Source organism: Bradyrhizobium sp. USDA 4354 (assembly GCF_054060315.1).
In genome coordinates, this window is the sequence record NZ_JBSSDC010000001.1 from 4880519 (window position 1) to 4895359 (window position 14841).

Annotated in this window: 15 protein-coding genes; 11 read left to right on the plus strand and 4 right to left on the minus strand. The window is 64.6% G+C overall.

Annotated elements, in window-relative coordinates; translation table 11 throughout:
• The first annotated feature begins 82 nt into the window (after positions 1-82).
• From ACVIIV_RS22535 to ACVIIV_RS22550, 4 genes are all read left to right on the plus strand, one after another.
• Positions 83-745: a glutathione S-transferase family protein gene (locus ACVIIV_RS22535; protein ID WP_456746115.1), complete on the plus strand. Its 663-nt coding sequence runs from the start codon at positions 83-85 to the stop codon at positions 743-745.
• A 303-nt stretch (positions 746-1048) separates the two neighbouring features.
• Complete coding sequence (locus tag ACVIIV_RS22540; protein ID WP_456746116.1) at positions 1049-1252, plus strand: hypothetical protein; 204 nt, start codon at positions 1049-1051, stop codon at positions 1250-1252.
• A gap of 158 nt (positions 1253-1410) precedes the next feature.
• Positions 1411-2400 carry a hypothetical protein gene (locus ACVIIV_RS22545; RefSeq protein ID WP_456746117.1) on the plus strand — a complete coding sequence of 330 codons (990 nt, stop codon included), beginning with the start codon at positions 1411-1413 and terminating at the stop codon, positions 2398-2400.
• Between the two features lie 43 nt (positions 2401-2443).
• Positions 2444-2884, plus strand: coding sequence for a DUF1489 family protein (locus tag ACVIIV_RS22550; protein WP_100174643.1), 441 nt, complete (start codon positions 2444-2446; stop codon positions 2882-2884).
• Here ACVIIV_RS22550 and panC read toward each other — a convergent pair.
• Positions 2881-3732 (minus strand): pantoate--beta-alanine ligase, encoded by an 852-nt coding sequence (gene panC, locus ACVIIV_RS22555; RefSeq protein ID WP_456746118.1) that lies wholly within the window; start codon positions 3730-3732, stop codon positions 2881-2883. The genes ACVIIV_RS22550 and panC overlap by 4 nt on opposite strands.
• Positions 3733-4016: 284 nt before the next feature.
• On the opposite strand from panC, the gene ACVIIV_RS22560 reads away from it, so the two are divergent.
• From ACVIIV_RS22560 to ACVIIV_RS22575, 4 genes are all read left to right on the plus strand, one after another.
• Positions 4017-4940, plus strand: coding sequence for a division plane positioning ATPase MipZ (locus tag ACVIIV_RS22560; protein WP_456746119.1), 924 nt, complete (start codon positions 4017-4019; stop codon positions 4938-4940).
• A 343-nt stretch (positions 4941-5283) separates the two neighbouring features.
• Positions 5284-6144, plus strand: a complete 861-nt coding sequence (locus ACVIIV_RS22565) for an alpha/beta fold hydrolase (protein ID WP_456746120.1) — start codon at positions 5284-5286, stop codon at positions 6142-6144.
• A gap of 147 nt (positions 6145-6291) precedes the next feature.
• On the plus strand, positions 6292-7041 hold the full coding sequence (locus tag ACVIIV_RS22570) for a VWA domain-containing protein (protein WP_456746121.1): 750 nt from the start codon (positions 6292-6294) through the stop codon (positions 7039-7041).
• 73 nt (positions 7042-7114) lie between these two features.
• A complete protein-coding gene (locus ACVIIV_RS22575) occupies positions 7115-7840 on the plus strand; it encodes a DnaJ domain-containing protein (RefSeq protein WP_456746122.1) in 726 nt (241 codons plus the stop codon).
• Between the two features lie 229 nt (positions 7841-8069).
• On the opposite strand, the gene ACVIIV_RS22580 is transcribed toward ACVIIV_RS22575, so the two are convergent.
• The gene (locus tag ACVIIV_RS22580) at positions 8070-9911 is read right to left on the minus strand and encodes a D-alanyl-D-alanine carboxypeptidase (RefSeq protein WP_456746123.1); all 1842 of its coding nucleotides are present in this window, start codon (positions 9909-9911) and stop codon (positions 8070-8072) included.
• A gap of 387 nt (positions 9912-10298) precedes the next feature.
• Between ACVIIV_RS22580 and ACVIIV_RS22585 the strand changes: the two genes are divergently transcribed.
• Positions 10299-10637, plus strand: a complete 339-nt coding sequence (locus ACVIIV_RS22585; RefSeq protein WP_212377466.1) for a phasin family protein — start codon at positions 10299-10301, stop codon at positions 10635-10637.
• Here the strand turns inward: ACVIIV_RS22585 and ACVIIV_RS22590 are convergent.
• Positions 10618-10845 carry a hypothetical protein gene (locus ACVIIV_RS22590; protein ID WP_456746124.1) on the minus strand — a complete coding sequence of 76 codons (228 nt, stop codon included), beginning with the start codon at positions 10843-10845 and terminating at the stop codon, positions 10618-10620. The two genes, ACVIIV_RS22585 and ACVIIV_RS22590, sit on opposite strands and share 20 nt — an antisense overlap.
• 438 nt (positions 10846-11283) lie before the next feature.
• On the opposite strand from ACVIIV_RS22590, the gene clpS reads away from it, so the two are divergent.
• Entirely contained in the window at positions 11284-11616 is a 333-nt protein-coding gene (gene clpS / locus ACVIIV_RS22595) for an ATP-dependent Clp protease adapter ClpS (protein ID WP_453955262.1), read from the plus strand.
• A 289-nt stretch (positions 11617-11905) separates the two neighbouring features.
• Entirely contained in the window at positions 11906-14314 is a 2409-nt protein-coding gene (gene clpA, locus ACVIIV_RS22600) for an ATP-dependent Clp protease ATP-binding subunit ClpA (protein WP_456746125.1), read from the plus strand.
• Positions 14315-14377: 63 nt separating this feature from the next.
• On the opposite strand, the gene ACVIIV_RS22605 is transcribed toward clpA, so the two are convergent.
• A complete protein-coding gene (locus ACVIIV_RS22605) occupies positions 14378-14833 on the minus strand; it encodes a PEGA domain-containing protein (RefSeq protein ID WP_456746126.1) in 456 nt (151 codons plus the stop codon).
• Positions 14834-14841 lie beyond the last annotated feature (8 nt).

Genomic DNA, 14841 nt, shown 5'->3' on the forward strand with positions numbered 1-14841 from the left:
GGGGCGCAGCAACGATTGATTGGCGGCAGGCGATGGCGTTAAAAGCAGCTCGCTTCAAGACGTCTCGGGAAGGACTGGTGATATGGCTGCGCTGAAACTCGCGATCGGCAACAAGAACTACTCGTCATGGTCGATGCGGCCCTGGCTCGCGCTCCGCGCCAACGACATCCCGTTCGTGGAGACGCTCATCCCGCTCTACACCGACAATCCCGCGGACAAGGAGCAGATCCTGTCCTTCAGCCGCGCCGGCAAGGTGCCGGTGCTGGTCGACGGCGACATCACCGTGTGGGATTCGCTCGCCATCATCGAATACATCGCCGAGCGCTATCCGGAAGTGAAGCTGTGGCCCGACGATGTCGCTGCGCGCGCGCATGCCCGTTCGGTGTGCGCCGAGATGCATTCCGGCTTCGTGGCACTGCGCAACGAATGCGGCATGAACCTGCATCGGCCGGTCCGCCCCGTGGCGCTGTCGGCGGACGCCAAGGCCAACATCGCGCGCATCGAGGAGATCTGGCGCGAGTGCCGCACCCGCTATGGCGCGAAGGGACCGTTCCTGTTCGGCCGCTTCGGCGCAGCGGATGCGATGTACGCGCCGGTCGTGCACCGCTTCCGCAGCTATGCGATCGAGGTGGCTCCGGACACCAAGGCCTACATGGAGACGATGATGGCGCTGCCGGCATTCCAGGAATGGACGCGCGACGGGCTGGCCGAAACGCTTCGGATCGCAAAGTTCGAGGACGCTTGATCGAAAGGTCTGGCCGGGCCGCTGGCGGCGTGGCAGCCGGCGGCCCTCAGGCCGGCAACGGGCGAGGGCCGTGGGAATCGGGGAGGTGCGACCGGCCTGCGACAAGGCGGCGGAACGAGCCGCTCCGGCGGTATCATCGGCCCGCCGGTCATTCCCTATCGTTCTGAAATGACTGCGAAAATTGAGCGCGTGCCATGCTTGCATGGCGCTGGCCAAAACGACGGGACGCGTGCTATACAGCGGCCCGGGTTTCCGGCCGGCCATCGCAGTGGGACACTGGGCGAGGCAGGCGCTGTTTGAGTAATGGAGAGGGTGTTGAAGCACAAATTTCCCGTGGGATCGCGCGTCCTGTTCACGGCCAGCAATGTCGCGCGCCCCGCTGCCAGCGGCTCGTACGAGGTGATCCGTTTGCTGCCGACCGAAGGCGACGACTGCCAGTACCGGATCAAGAGCTCGACCGAAGCCTTCGAGCGCGTCGCCAAGGAAAGTCAGCTCGCGCTCACCTGAAGGCTGACCTGCACCCGCGCCATTGGTGCCATCGGGGATTTGTGTCCTGCCGCCGTCAAAAGGCCCGCTTCACCTTCACAAGGGTGGGCGGGGGCAGTTGCCGACTCGCGGTGCTCGCTTGACCATCCGCTCTTTGCTCGCGTGAGGGGACGTCGCGCATGAACTGGGCATGGGCCACTTCGCTCGACCAAATCTGGCGTTCGCCGGCCTTCCCGATGTGGATGACGCTGGCGGCTGCCGGATTCTTCGGATTGATCCTCATGATCACGCTGCTGCGCGCCGACAGATCGGTCGCCAACGGTGCGCTGACCGTCATTACGCTGCTATCCATCGCGATCGCCGGGGCCGCCACCGTGCGCGTCTATGGACCGGAAGCGCAATCCGCTCCGGCCGAAGCGCGTGCGCAAGGTGCGGTGACCGCGAGCCTGCCGGCGCTGTCCTGTCTCGACGATCTCGCCGGCGATGCCGTCGCCGCTGGCTGCGAGAAGGCGTTGTTCGGCGCGCCTGACGCAGCCGCTGCGGCCGTCTCCTACACTGCCGCCAGGATCGAGCGGCTGACCGCGCTCGGCGACGCCGCCACGGCCGAGAAGAGCCTGACACTCGACATGAAGGTGCTGCGCAAGTCGCTCGAGCGTGATCGCTACGGCCTTGTCGCGCATGTGCTGGTGATGCGCGACGGCTGCACGCAGTTCGATTGTGCCGCGTTCCGCTCGCTGACCGACCAGCAGCAGGTCGCCGCCAACATGGACTCCCATCTCTACGACACGCTGGTCGCGCGCTATGCGCCGACCTGGAACACGCCCGCAACAGCGCCGGCGATGCCGGCCACTGCCGCGCTCACCGGGCTGCCGCCATCGGTGCCAACCGGCAAGCCCACCAATGCCGAGTTCCCGAGCGCCTCGTCGACGCCGCCGGTGAGCATCATGAATCCGGAGCCGCCTACGGCGGCGACGCGCCAGGCGGCGCCGGCCGCAAATGGGGCGGCACCGCGTGCGCCTGCCGCGACCTCGGCACAGGCCGCAGCGCCGGCTGCGCCGGCCGCGAAGAAGCCCCCGGCGCCGAAGGCCGCGCGTGCGCCGGCAGCCGCGCCGGTTCCGCTCGCGCCGCCGCCCGCATCAGCTGCTGCTCCGGCTGCGGATAACGAGTAGATCGGCATTCCCAATGGGTGGCTGCCCGGCTAATGCTTTGGGCATGCCACTCCATCTGATCAAGCTCGCCGTCGGCTGCGACTCCGTCAAGGAATTGAAGGAGTGGGTGGCCGAACGGATGCAGACCGCCAAGAAGAAGGGTCTGCCGCAACATCACATCCACATCACCCGCATGGTGCCCAAGCGCGATGCCGAGATCCTCGCCGGCGGGTCGCTCTATTGGGTCATCAAGGGCGAGATCGCCGCGCGCGAAAAGATCATCGGCATCGAGCCGTTCCGCGACAAGGACGGCATCGGACGCTGCCGCATCGTGATGCAGCCGAAGGTGATCTCGGTCTCACCACGGCCGATGCGTCCGTTCCAGGGCTGGCGCTATCTGACCGAGGATTCCGTGCCGCCCGATCTCGGCAAGTCTGCCGCCGGCTCCATTGCGGCCATGCCGGAGCCGATGCGGCGCGAGCTGCGCGATCTCGGGTTGCTCTAGACAGCCATATTGTCGATGAGCCGCGTCGCGCCGAGCTTGGCCGCGACCAGGATTCGCAATGGCCCGTCCTTGCGCGAGGTGACCGGTGCCAGCGTCGCAGCATGGCGGGCCTCGTAATAGTCGAGCGCAAATCCCGCCGTCTTGATCATCTCGGCGCCGCGCGCCATCGCGGCCGCGACGGCTTCGCCGCCGCGGATGCGGCCGGCGCTGTCCTTCATGGCCCGGTAGAGGACGGTGGCGGTCTGGCGCTCCTCGTCCGAGAGGTAGACGTTGCGCGAGGACATCGCGAGCCCGTCGCGCTCGCGCACGGTGCGGGAGCCGATCACCTTGACGCCGAGGTCGAGGTCGCGCGCCATCTGTGTCACCACCCGCAACTGCTGAAAATCCTTTTCGCCGAAGATCGCAAAATCCGGCCGGCACTGCGTGAACAGCTTGCCGACGACGGTGGCGACCCCGCCGAAGAAGTGCGGGCGGAAGCGGTCCTCGAGGCCGGCCAGCGCCGGCCCTTCCGGCACGATGCGGGTGGCGAAGTCCTCCGGATACATGGCCTCGACGCCCGGGTGCCAGACGATATCGACGTCCTCGGCGGCTAGCTTGGCGATGTCGGCCTTCCAGGTTCGCGGATAGGCGCCAAAATCCTCGGTCGGGGCGAACTGAGTCGGGTTGACGAAGATCGACACCACGACGCGGCTGGCGCGCCGCTTGGCGAGGCGAACCAGCGACACATGCCCGTCATGGAGGGCCCCCATGGTCGGGACCAGCGCGATCGTGGCCTTTCGCTTGCGGAGATTGTCGACGGCGCGTCGCAGGGCAGGGACCGTGCGGGCGATCAATGGGCTTGCGGACATCAGGACTCGACGGATTGGGAAGCAGCGCAGGTGCGGGCGTCGCGCCCGGCCTGCTAACCCTAACAAGCGGCGATCGTGAACGCCATGCATCCGGATGCGGCACAGCATCCCGCGTAAGGTGGCGCAGGACGTCGCGACATTGTGGGCTGGATCATAAACGAAAGACGGCGCAGCGATTCATGATGAAGCAGGGCGCGCTGCGATTTGCATTATCTGTCACGCATTTCACTTGACCGCAGAGGCGGCCAACTCGAAGATATTCGTTAGGGGTGTTGAGGATCGCTATGCTTGTGCAGGCTAGCCAAGGCCAATCCGGCTCGGCGCATGTCGTCGTGCTCGGCAACGAGAAGGGCGGCTCCGGCAAATCGACCACCGCCTTGCACATCGCCGTTGCGCTCCTGAAGGCCGGCCAGCGGGTCGCCACCATCGACCTCGACTGCCGCCAGCAGAGTTTCACCCACTACATCGACAACCGCGCCGCCTGGGCCCGCCGCACCAAGCTCGACCTCGAACTGCCGGTGCATCGCTGCATCAAGCTCGGCGAGACCATGCAGATCGCCGAGAACGAGAATTCCGAGTTCCAGCAGTTCATGGAGGCGGTCTCGGCAGTCGAGAGCAGCTTCGACTTCATCGTCATCGACACGCCCGGCACCGACAGCTACCTGATGCGGCTCGCCCATTCGATGGCCGACACCTTGGTCACGCCGATCAACGACAGCTTCCTCGATTTCGACGTGCTCGGCACCGTCGATCCCGCCAGCTATGCGGTGACGGGCGAGAGCCACTATGCCGAGATGGTGCGCGACGTCAGGCGCAAGCGCCGTCAGCTCGACGGCGCGACCACCGATTGGATCGTCGTGCGCAACCGCCTGTCCATGCTCGGCTCCCGCAACAAGCAGCTCGTCGCCGAGGGGTTGAAGGATTTGTCACTGCGGCTCGGCTTCCGCTACGTCGACGGCTTCGCCGAGCGTGTCGTCTACCGCGAATTTTTTCCGCGCGGCCTGACCGCCCTCGATGAGATCGATGAGGCCACGCTCGGCATGCGGCCCAATCTCGGCCATCTCACCGCGCGGGAGGAGGTGACGAGCCTGCTCCGCCAGCTCAAGCTGCCGCTCGACGAGCGCGGCCGTCGCCGCGCGGCCAATCGGGCCGAGTGGTTCAGCCAGGTCGACAAGCCGCTCGAGGTCCACGACATCCTCGGCGCCTGACGCCGCGGTATACTGTTACTTTCGGTCGATCCGGTCGATGCTTGACGCGGGAACCCGGCCCGTGCCTCACGCGTTTTCATCCGCGATCCACTGCGAAATCGAACCTGATTGAAACCGGTTGCGTCGAATAGTGACTTGCACCCTGACGTAGCGGTATGAGGATGGGGTGCTCACGAAGCGTGTGCGACGCACAATGAAAGGGCTGCCGATTCACAATATTTAGCCTTCCTGTCACGCTCCTGTGACATATATTAGGGAATAGGCGACAAGGGGCCGAAGAGCCCCGGAAGAACACGATTTTCAACAGGGATTCAGGCCGCTAAGCCTGAGGCTGAGGACGAAAATGAAGCGTGGAATTGCCGTTCTGGTTTCGGTCAGTGCTCTCTGCGGTGTCGCCTATTTCACGGCGAGCAAGTGGGCAATCAAGCACGAGACCGTCACCTTCTATGATGCCTCGCGCGACAACCGTCCGGTGCCGGTCTACATCGCGGTGCGCCGCGACAAGGAAATGCAGGCCAATGCCGGCATGATCACGCTGCCGGTCGCCGTGATCAACCACGGCAACACCGTCAAGAACACCGAATACGGCTTCCTCGCCAACATCTTCGCTGCGCGCGGCTACATGGTCGTGAGCCCGCAGCATGACTTGCCGACCGATCCTCCGATGGTGACCAAGCCCGGCGAACTCTATGTCGGCCGGCTGCCGCAGATCCTGCGCGGCGTCGCCAACATCCATCTCGCCATGCAGGAGATGAAGAAGGTTCAGCCCAACGCCGACTACGACAAGGTGACGATGGTCGGCCACTCCATGGGCGGCGACATCACGATGTACTTCGCCAAGCAGTATCCGGATGAGGTCAAGAAGGTCGTCACGCTCGATAATCTGCGCGTGCCCTTCGTCACCGCCGGCAAGTTCAAGATCCTGTCGTTCCGCTCCCAGGATCCGCAATTCAAGACCGACGCAGGCGTGCTCCCGACCGACGAGGAATGCGAGAAGGCCGGCATCCAGGTCGTGAAGACCGAATTCCAGCACAACGACATGCGTGACACCGGCCCGGACGTGGCCAAGAACTCGATCCAGGGCATGCTCGACAAGTTCCTGAGCGCGACGGATAGCGAGGTGGCGCCGGTCGACACGCAATCTTCCCCGCCCAAGATCCTCGAGCCTGGTCCGGTTGCCCTGATGGCGCCTGCCAAAAGCTGAGCTACAAGAGCTGACCTGCAAGAGCTGACGTCACCACGCGACTGAACCGATCGTCAAAGCCTCCGCCGGCGCTCGCCCGCGGAGGCTTTGCGCATTGACCGGGCTGCATATGCTGACCACATTAGCTGCTCACGCAAGGTGCAGGCGATGTCGGGCGAACCCATTAAACCGCGCGGTCGCGATGCCGTCTCGGCGCAAGCAGACGGCGCTCTGCCGCAAGCGGGGACCTCTACCTCGGAAGACATCGCCGCCTTCGTCGCCAAGGCGCGGGCACTGTCACCGCATGCACCGGGCGCGAAGGGACGGCTGATTTTTGCGCTGGATGCGACGATGAGCCGGCAGCCGACCTGGGACATGGCCTGCGCGCTCCAGGCCGACATGTTTCGCGAGACCGCGGCGCTCGGCAGTCTCGACATCCGGCTGGTCTACTATCGCGGCTTCAACGAGTGCCGCGCCACGGGTTGGATCTCCGACAGCGCCAAGCTGGCGACGCTGATGAGCAAGATCGATTGCCGCGGCGGCGATACCCAGATCGGCAAGGTGCTGAGCGAGGCCCGGCGCGAGGCGGTCGCATCCGGCGTGCGGGCCGTGGTCTTTGTCGGCGATGCCATGGAGGAGGAGATCGACGAGCTCTGCGCCAAGGCCGGCGAGCTCGGCATGCTCAAGGTGCCCGTGTTCGTGTTTCAGGAGGGCCATGACGCCGTCGCCGAGCATGCCTTCCGCGAGATCGCCCGCCTGACTGGCGGTGCCTGGTGCCGGTTCGATCCCGGTGCGGCGGCGCAGCTGCGCGAGCTGTTGCGGGCAGCTGCGGCCTATGCCGCCGGCGGACGCGAAGCGTTGTTGAAACTGGCGAAGACCGCGAGCGGCGCGGCGAATCTGATCGGCCAGATGAAATAGCGGTCAGGCTGGCGCGGCTCGCGGCGGCGGTGGATGCGATGCATTTTGCTGCGAGGGCGCCTATATTCCGGCCATGACCCTGATTGCCGGCGCCGTCGCTGTTATCACGCTTTACCTGCTGCTCCAGATGTTCCGTTCCGCCAATCCGGCGGTGCTGGCGCGCACCATCAAATTCGGCGGCGGCGTGCTGGCGCTGGCGGTCGCGGCCTTCACCGGCTTGCGGGGCGAACTGGCGGTTGCGATCCCGCTCGGAATTTTCGGCGCAGGGCTACTCGGCTGGACGCCGTTGGCGAATGCTGGCTTCGGCAATGTCGGAGGGCTGTTCGGCGGCGGCGCGACGCGCCCATCCGGGCAGGCCTCGCGTGTGCGCTCGCAATTCCTGGACATGCGGCTCGACCACGACTCCGGCCAGCTTTCGGGCCAGATCGTCGCGGGGCCTCACGCCGGGCGCAGGCTCGACGAGTTCGATCTCGCTGGCCTGCTGGCGATGGTCCCGACGTTCGACGCCGAGAGCGTGGCCTTACTTGAAAGCTATCTGGACCGCCGGTTTCCCGCTTGGCGTCAGAACGCGCAGGGCGATGCGGCAGGGCGGCAGCGCCGCACGGCGGCGAGCAGCAAAATGACGGCGGAGGAAGCCTATCAGATCCTTGGCTTGCAGCCGGGGGCGGGGCGCGACGACATCAGCCGGGCGCACAAGTCCCTGATGAAGAAACTCCATCCCGACCAGGGGGGCTCGACGTATCTCGCTGCCCGGGTAAACGAGGCCAAGGATACTTTGCTTCGCACGCATAACGGCTAACTCCGGCACTACGCTACAAACGCCCGTACCGCGTGAGCTCTGTTTGCTCTGTCTGCCGTCGCCCGCCTTGCCGGCGTGGTCGATCCCTTGAGTAAAGTTTTAACCGTAAATCCTTGACGAGAGGTTGTCGTGGAACAGCCTTGTCGTGAACAGCCTCGGCATCACCGCATCCCCAAAACGAAAATGCCCGCGCAAGGCGCGGGCATTTGGTCTGCAACGGAGAAGGAGATCAGTTGCGGACGGTGATGCAGGAGATCTCGGCGCGCTTCAAGGTGCGGCAGACAGCCTCGGCCTGGTCGCGCTCGAGCCCGGCGAAGCGGGCGCGGTAGAGCTTGCGATTGTCCTTGGCGACAACAGGCTCCGTGAACGGGTCAGCCTTGCTGAGCAGGCCGCGGGCCGAGTTGCGGGCGGCGTCGATGCGCTGCTGAGCTTCGTTCTCGCTCTCGAGCGCGCCGACCTGGACGATCCAGCCGCTGTGAGTGACGACCGGCTTGGTCGTGGCGCTCATCTGGATCGGCTGCGGCGCAGGCTCGGCGGAGGCGAGCTTCGGAGCGGCGGGAGCGGGCGCAGCGGCGGTCGCGGCCGGCAGCACCCCGAGGATACCGTTGCCGGTGCCGAAGCCTGCCGGCTGCCGCGGCAGTTCGGTGCGGGCAATCTCGGCCTTCGGCGCTTCCGGCTGGCTCACCGCCTCCGGCTTGTTGACGAGATCCGCCCTGGCGACGACGGCGCCGGAGGTTTCCGCGACGTCGGAACGGGGCGGGATGGTGCTGGTGACCGGCGGCGCGACCTGGACGCCGACCTGGGCCGGGGCCGCGGAGGCGACCTTTACGGCGCCGGCCTTGACCTGAACCGTCTTGACCCGAACCGGCTTCATCGGCTCGGACGAGCCGGGAATGATGGAGAGCGGCTGGCTCGAGATCACGCCATTGGTGAGCGGCGCGGGTTCGACCTTGGACTCGGTCGGCCGAACTTCGGGTTTGGGCTGAGTGGGCGGCATCGCGGCAGTCGCGGCAGCCAGCGTCGACAGACGCGCGGCAAGGCGCGACGGGGCGGCCTCGGCAGCAGGGGCGGCAGCCTGGACCTGGGGGGCGGAGCGGGGAGCATCCGACGCATCGGCGACGTCAGTATTGGCCTCGGCGCCGTTGCGCTCCGTGACCGCAGCGACGGTATGGACGGTCGCGCTCTTCTCGAGGTTCTCCGCGAGCAGGTTGCGCATGATGGCGTCGCGCGAGCCGCCGCTGCGGCCGCCGAGCACAACGCCGATCAGGTGGCGGTTGCCGCGACGCATCGAGGTGACGAGGTTGAAACCGGAGGCGCGGGTGTAGCCGGTCTTGATGCCGTCCACGCCCTCGACGCTGCCAAGCAGGTGGTTGTGGTTGCGGATCGACTGTCCCCGCCAATTGAACGTTGAGGTCGCGAAATAGCGATAGTAGCGCGGGAAGCGCTCCTGGATGGCGCGACCCAGCGTAGCCTGGTCGCGCGCTGTCGTGACCTGCTCGTCGTTGGGAAGGCCGTTGGCGTTGCGGTAGACCGTCCTGGACATGCCGAGCGAGCGCGCCTTGCGCGTCATCATCTGAGCGAAATCGTCCTCGTTACCGGCGATCGCTTCTGCGATCACCACGGCTGCGTCGTTGGCCGAGCGGGTGACGAGGCCCTTGATCGCGTCCTCGACGCGAATGGTCTGGCCGGCACGCAGGTTCAGCTTGGTCGGATCCTGGTCGGCGGCGTGCTTGGACACCGGCATCTCGGTGTCGAGCTTCATCTTGCCGGATTCGAGGCGCTCGAACAGCAGATAGAGCGTCATGATCTTGGTGAGCGAGGCGGGGTGGCGGATTCCGTCCGGATTGTTCGACTGGAGCACCGCACCAGAATTGCCGTCGACGATGATGGACGCGAATTTCGGGCTGGAGCTCTCGGATACATCGCGCTGCACCCGGTGGTGCGCATAGTGTCGGCGATGGCGCCGCGCCTCGGCTGCATCGGTGGTGAAAATGACTGCGGTGGTGACCGTAAGAAGCCCGAAAACGCCAACCCGCGCCAAGCGCGAGGAAGACAAGTTTTTACGAAGCATGGAACCCCGTCCCCGTTTCTGACTTGATCACCGGCTCGTGAGGCGAAATTGTGCCCAATGGACCCGGGATCATTACCTGCTCAGGCTGTCCCTCCGCTGGTGTTCGCCGCGGGGGACGTTGGACCCGAGCCGCTGTTCTGGCTAAGGTGATGTTCTAAAACGGCTTTTGGCCGCTCGCGGAAGTGAACACGTCCAGGGAATCAGGGTAGGGGGCCGCGGTTTCCAAAAGCTTAAGGAACCCTTGCGGGAAAACCCGGAAATTTCCGCGATTTGCATCCAATTTTGTGCGACGCACAAGATTCTTGACTTTATTGTGCGTTGCACTAATTATGGGCACAGTCAGGGAGCCGGGGCTTCCCGACGCGAGCCAGGGAAAAGGATTCCGACATGTTCAAGGTTGAAGACTTTCAGAACTACGGGAAAGAGCAGTTCGAGCAGTGCGTTGCCTCCGCGACCTCGGTGCAGCACGGCCTCCAGGCGATCGCCAGCGCCTATGGCGACTATACGAAGAAGTCGTTTGAAGACACCAAGTCCTTCGTCGAGAAGCTTTCCGGCGTGAAGTCGCTGGACAAGGCCATGGAAGCACAGACCGACTTTGCCCGTTCCAGCTACGAGACCTTCGTTGCGGAATCGCAGAAGATCGCCGGCCTCTACAGCGACCTCGCCAAGCAGGCGTTCAAGCCGGTCGAGACCATTGTGTCGAAGTTCACCCCGGCCGCCAACTAAGCTTTTCCCGGATATCCAGGAAGCAAAAGCCCGGCTGAACAGCCGGGCTTTTCATTTGTCGCGACGGGTTCGTCCCGGGCACCACGCTAAGCTTTCGGTCGATCTTCCTGAATGTGTGGACCAGGATGAGCTCGCCGGTGTCGCTCGCGCAAGATTGCAATGCGCCGGCGATGGGTTCGCTGCCCGCGTTCACCTGCACGAAGATCATGATTGTTCGCGGGTCCCTGGACCGTAGAAGTCCGGAGATGATCCCGCGCGAAACCGTCGCAGCAGTTGGCCGGCCGGTTCCTGACCGATACGTTCTAACAAGCGGCGCGGAAATTTTTGTCAAATCGGTGCGGATTGATTAACCTCGGTCAGGATCGTCCGGATCGGGAATCGGGACCGCCGCGGCCGCATCGGCCGGACCGTTGCACGCTTGCGGCGAGCCGGGGGCGGGCCCATATTGTCGACGATCGATACGGCTTGGACCGGATCGGTTGGAAGCGGCGATCCAACGAGGCGGCGCGCCTGTGCGAAGCTCCGAAGGCCGGGGCTCTGCGGCGGACCGTCATACGCTTCCGTGGGGAATTTGAACGCCTGAGCCATGCCGCAACCGTTGTCCAGACTCGACCTGTCCGCGGCCACCGCCGCCCTCGCTCCCCGGATGAGCAATGACGAGAACCGTTCGGGCGGTCCGACGGGGCCGAGCACCTCTGTCATCACCAAGGTCAAGCCGAAGACCAAGCGACCGAACCTCTACCGCGTGCTGATCCTGAACGACGACTACACGCCGATGGAGTTCGTCGTCCACGTGCTGGAAAAGTTCTTCCAGAAGGACGTCGAGGCCGCGACCAAGATCATGCTGCACGTTCACCATCACGGTATTGGGGAGTGCGGCGTGTTCACCTACGAGATCGCCGAGACCAAGGTGACGCAGGTGATGGACTTCGCCCGCAAGCACCAGCATCCGCTGCAATGCGTGATGGAAAAGAAGTAAGTCACCGCACGGCGCGTCTTGAGACCGGCTCTCTTGTCTGTTGCAGTCTGATTGTGGCGTGACGGCTGCGCGCGATGTCCGTTGCCGCCGGCAAGATTACGGAATTCTGCACCGGCGCCGATCCCGCCCAAATCGGAACGGGTTTTGCATCGAAAGTACCGCAGGCGTGTCGCCGCCGAGTCGCGGAACCGGTCTTTCGCCGCGATCTTGTATAACTATATGTGACAAAGGTTGTTGTTGCCTGACCGGGCGATGACGATCATGATGGTGGGGGCCATAGAGGACGCGAATGCCGACTTTTTCCCAAAGCCTTGAACAATCCCTGCATCGTGCGCTGGCGATCGCAAACGAGCGTCATCACCAATACGCGACGCTCGAGCATCTATTGCTCTCCCTGATCGACGACTCCGATGCAGCCGCCGTCATGCGCGCCTGTAGCGTCGATCTCGACAAGCTCCGTACGAGCCTCGTCAACTATCTTGAGACCGAATTCGAGAACCTGGTGACGGATGGCGCCGACGACGCCAAGCCGACCGCCGGTTTCCAGCGCGTGATCCAGCGCGCAGTGATCCACGTGCAGTCGTCCGGTCGCGAAGAGGTGACCGGCGCCAACGTGCTGATCGCGATCTTCGCCGAACGCGAGAGTCATGCTGCGTATTTCCTGCAGGAGCAGGACATGACGCGTTACGACGCGGTGAACTACATCAGCCACGGCATCGCCAAGCGGCCGGGCGTCTCCGAGGCACGGCCCGTGCGCGGCGTCGACGAGGAGACCGAGACCAAGGGCAACGAGGACGCCAAGAAGAAGGGCGAGGCGCTCGAGACCTATTGCGTCAACCTCAACAAGAAGGCGCGTGACGGCAAGATCGATCCGGTGATCGGACGCAATTCCGAGATCAACCGCGCGATCCAGGTGCTGTGCCGCCGGCAGAAGAACAACCCGCTGTTCGTTGGTGAGGCCGGCGTCGGCAAGACCGCGATCGCGGAAGGTCTTGCCAAGCGCATCGTCGACAGTGAGGTGCCGGAAGTTCTGGCGGCCGCGACCGTGTTCTCGCTGGACATGGGCACGCTGCTCGCCGGCACGCGCTATCGCGGCGACTTCGAGGAACGCTTGAAGCAGGTGCTCAAGGAGCTCGAGGCGCATCCCAACGCGATCCTGTTCATCGACGAGATCCACACCGTGATCGGTGCGGGCGCGACGTCGGGTGGGGCGATGGACGCTTCGAACCTGCTCAAGCCGGCGCTTGCCTCGGGCACGATCCGCTGCATGGGCTCGACCACCTACAAGGAATATCGCCAGCACTTCGAGAAGGACCGCGCGCTGGTGCGGCGCTTCCAGAAGATCGACATCAACGAGCCGACGGTCGAGGACGCCATCGCGATCCTCAAAGGGCTCAAGCCGTATTTCGAGGACTACCACCGGCTGAAATACACCAACGAGGCGATCGAGGCCGCGGTCCAGCTCTCCTCGCGCTACATCCACGACCGCAAGCTGCCGGACAAGGCGATCGACGTGATCGACGAGTCCGGTGCGGCGCAGATGCTGGTGGCCGAGAACAAGCGCAAGAAGACCATCGGCATCAAGGAGATCGAGACCACGATCGCCTCGATGGCACGGATCCCGCCGAAGAGCGTGTCGAAGGACGATGCCGAGGTGCTCAAGCATCTCGAGCAGACCCTGAAGCGCACCGTGTTCGGCCAGGACAAGGCGATCGAGTCGCTCGCGGCATCGATCAAGCTGGCGCGCGCCGGCTTGCGTGAGCCGGAGAAGCCGATCGGCTGCTATTTGTTCTCGGGTCCGACCGGCGTCGGCAAGACCGAGGTCGCAAAGCAGCTCGCGGCAAGCCTCGGCGTCGAGCTGTTGCGCTTCGACATGTCCGAATACATGGAGCGGCATACCGTGTCGCGCCTGATTGGCGCGCCTCCCGGCTATGTCGGCTTCGACCAGGGCGGCCTGCTGACCGACGGCGTCGACCAGCATCCGCATTGCGTGGTGCTGCTCGACGAAATCGAGAAGGCCCATCCCGATCTCTACAATGTGCTGCTGCAGATCATGGATCACGGCCGGCTCACCGACCACAACGGCAAGCAGGTCAATTTCCGCAACGTGATCCTGATCATGACCACGAACGCGGGTGCTTCCGATCTCGCCAAGCAGGCGTTCGGCTTCACCCGCTCCAAGCGGGAAGGCGACGACCACGAGGCGATCAACCGGCAGTTCGCACCGGAATTCCGCAACCGCCTCGATGCCATCGTCTCGTTCGGCCATCTCAGCGTCGAGGTGATCGGCACCGTGGTCGAGAAGTTCGTGCTTCAGCTCGAGGCGCAGCTCGGCGATCGCGACGTCACCATCGAGCTGTCGGAGCCTGCCAAGGCCTGGCTGGTCCAGCATGGTTACGACGAGCAGATGGGCGCACGTCCCATGGCCCGCGTGATCCAGGAGCACATCAAGAAGCCGCTGGCTGACGAGGTGCTGTTCGGCAAGCTCAAGGGCGGCGGCCACGTTCGCGTCGTTCTGGTCAAGGACGAGGCCGACGAGACCAAGGAGAAGATCGGCTTCGAGTTCGTCGAGGGCCCGGTAACGCCGAAGCAGGAGAAGCTGCCCGGCGCCCGCAAGCGCCCGCCAGGCAAGTCCAAGCCGGGCGGCCCCGGCGGCTCGAAGGGGCCAACCTCCAAGGGGCCGCTGGTCAAGGCTTGATCGGCATATGACGATTTGAAAAGGCCGGCTGCGAAGCCGGCCTTTTTGTTTTGGGTCGTAGCCCTACGTTCCGGCCTCTGGCGCTGCCGCCGGCGGCCGCGGCTTTCTCGGAGCGGCGGGCCGTGCGCGGGCAGGCGCCGACGGCTGCATCGTCACGATGACCGGATTGGGCTTGTGATCGGTCGCAGCCCCGGTCGCGGCGTCGACGCCCATACCAACGACACCGCCCAGCAGGAGATTGCCCGCAAAGCCCGCGGCCCCGCCGGTCTGGATGTCCCGGCTGAGCGGCACGATCTGCGGCTCATAACCTTCCTTCTGGAAGGTGATCGAGATGTCGGCGTTCCGCTTGACGACCACGGAGCAGGGCGTCGTGCAGGTGGTCGGAACCTCCATTCCGCTGACCACGGCTTCCACGCCTGAAGGTGTCGATGAGATGCTGATATTTTCCGTCGTGCCGCGCGTGACCGACGCGCAGCCGCCCAGCATGACGCTGAGCGCCACTATTCCAAATGAACGCATGAAATTGC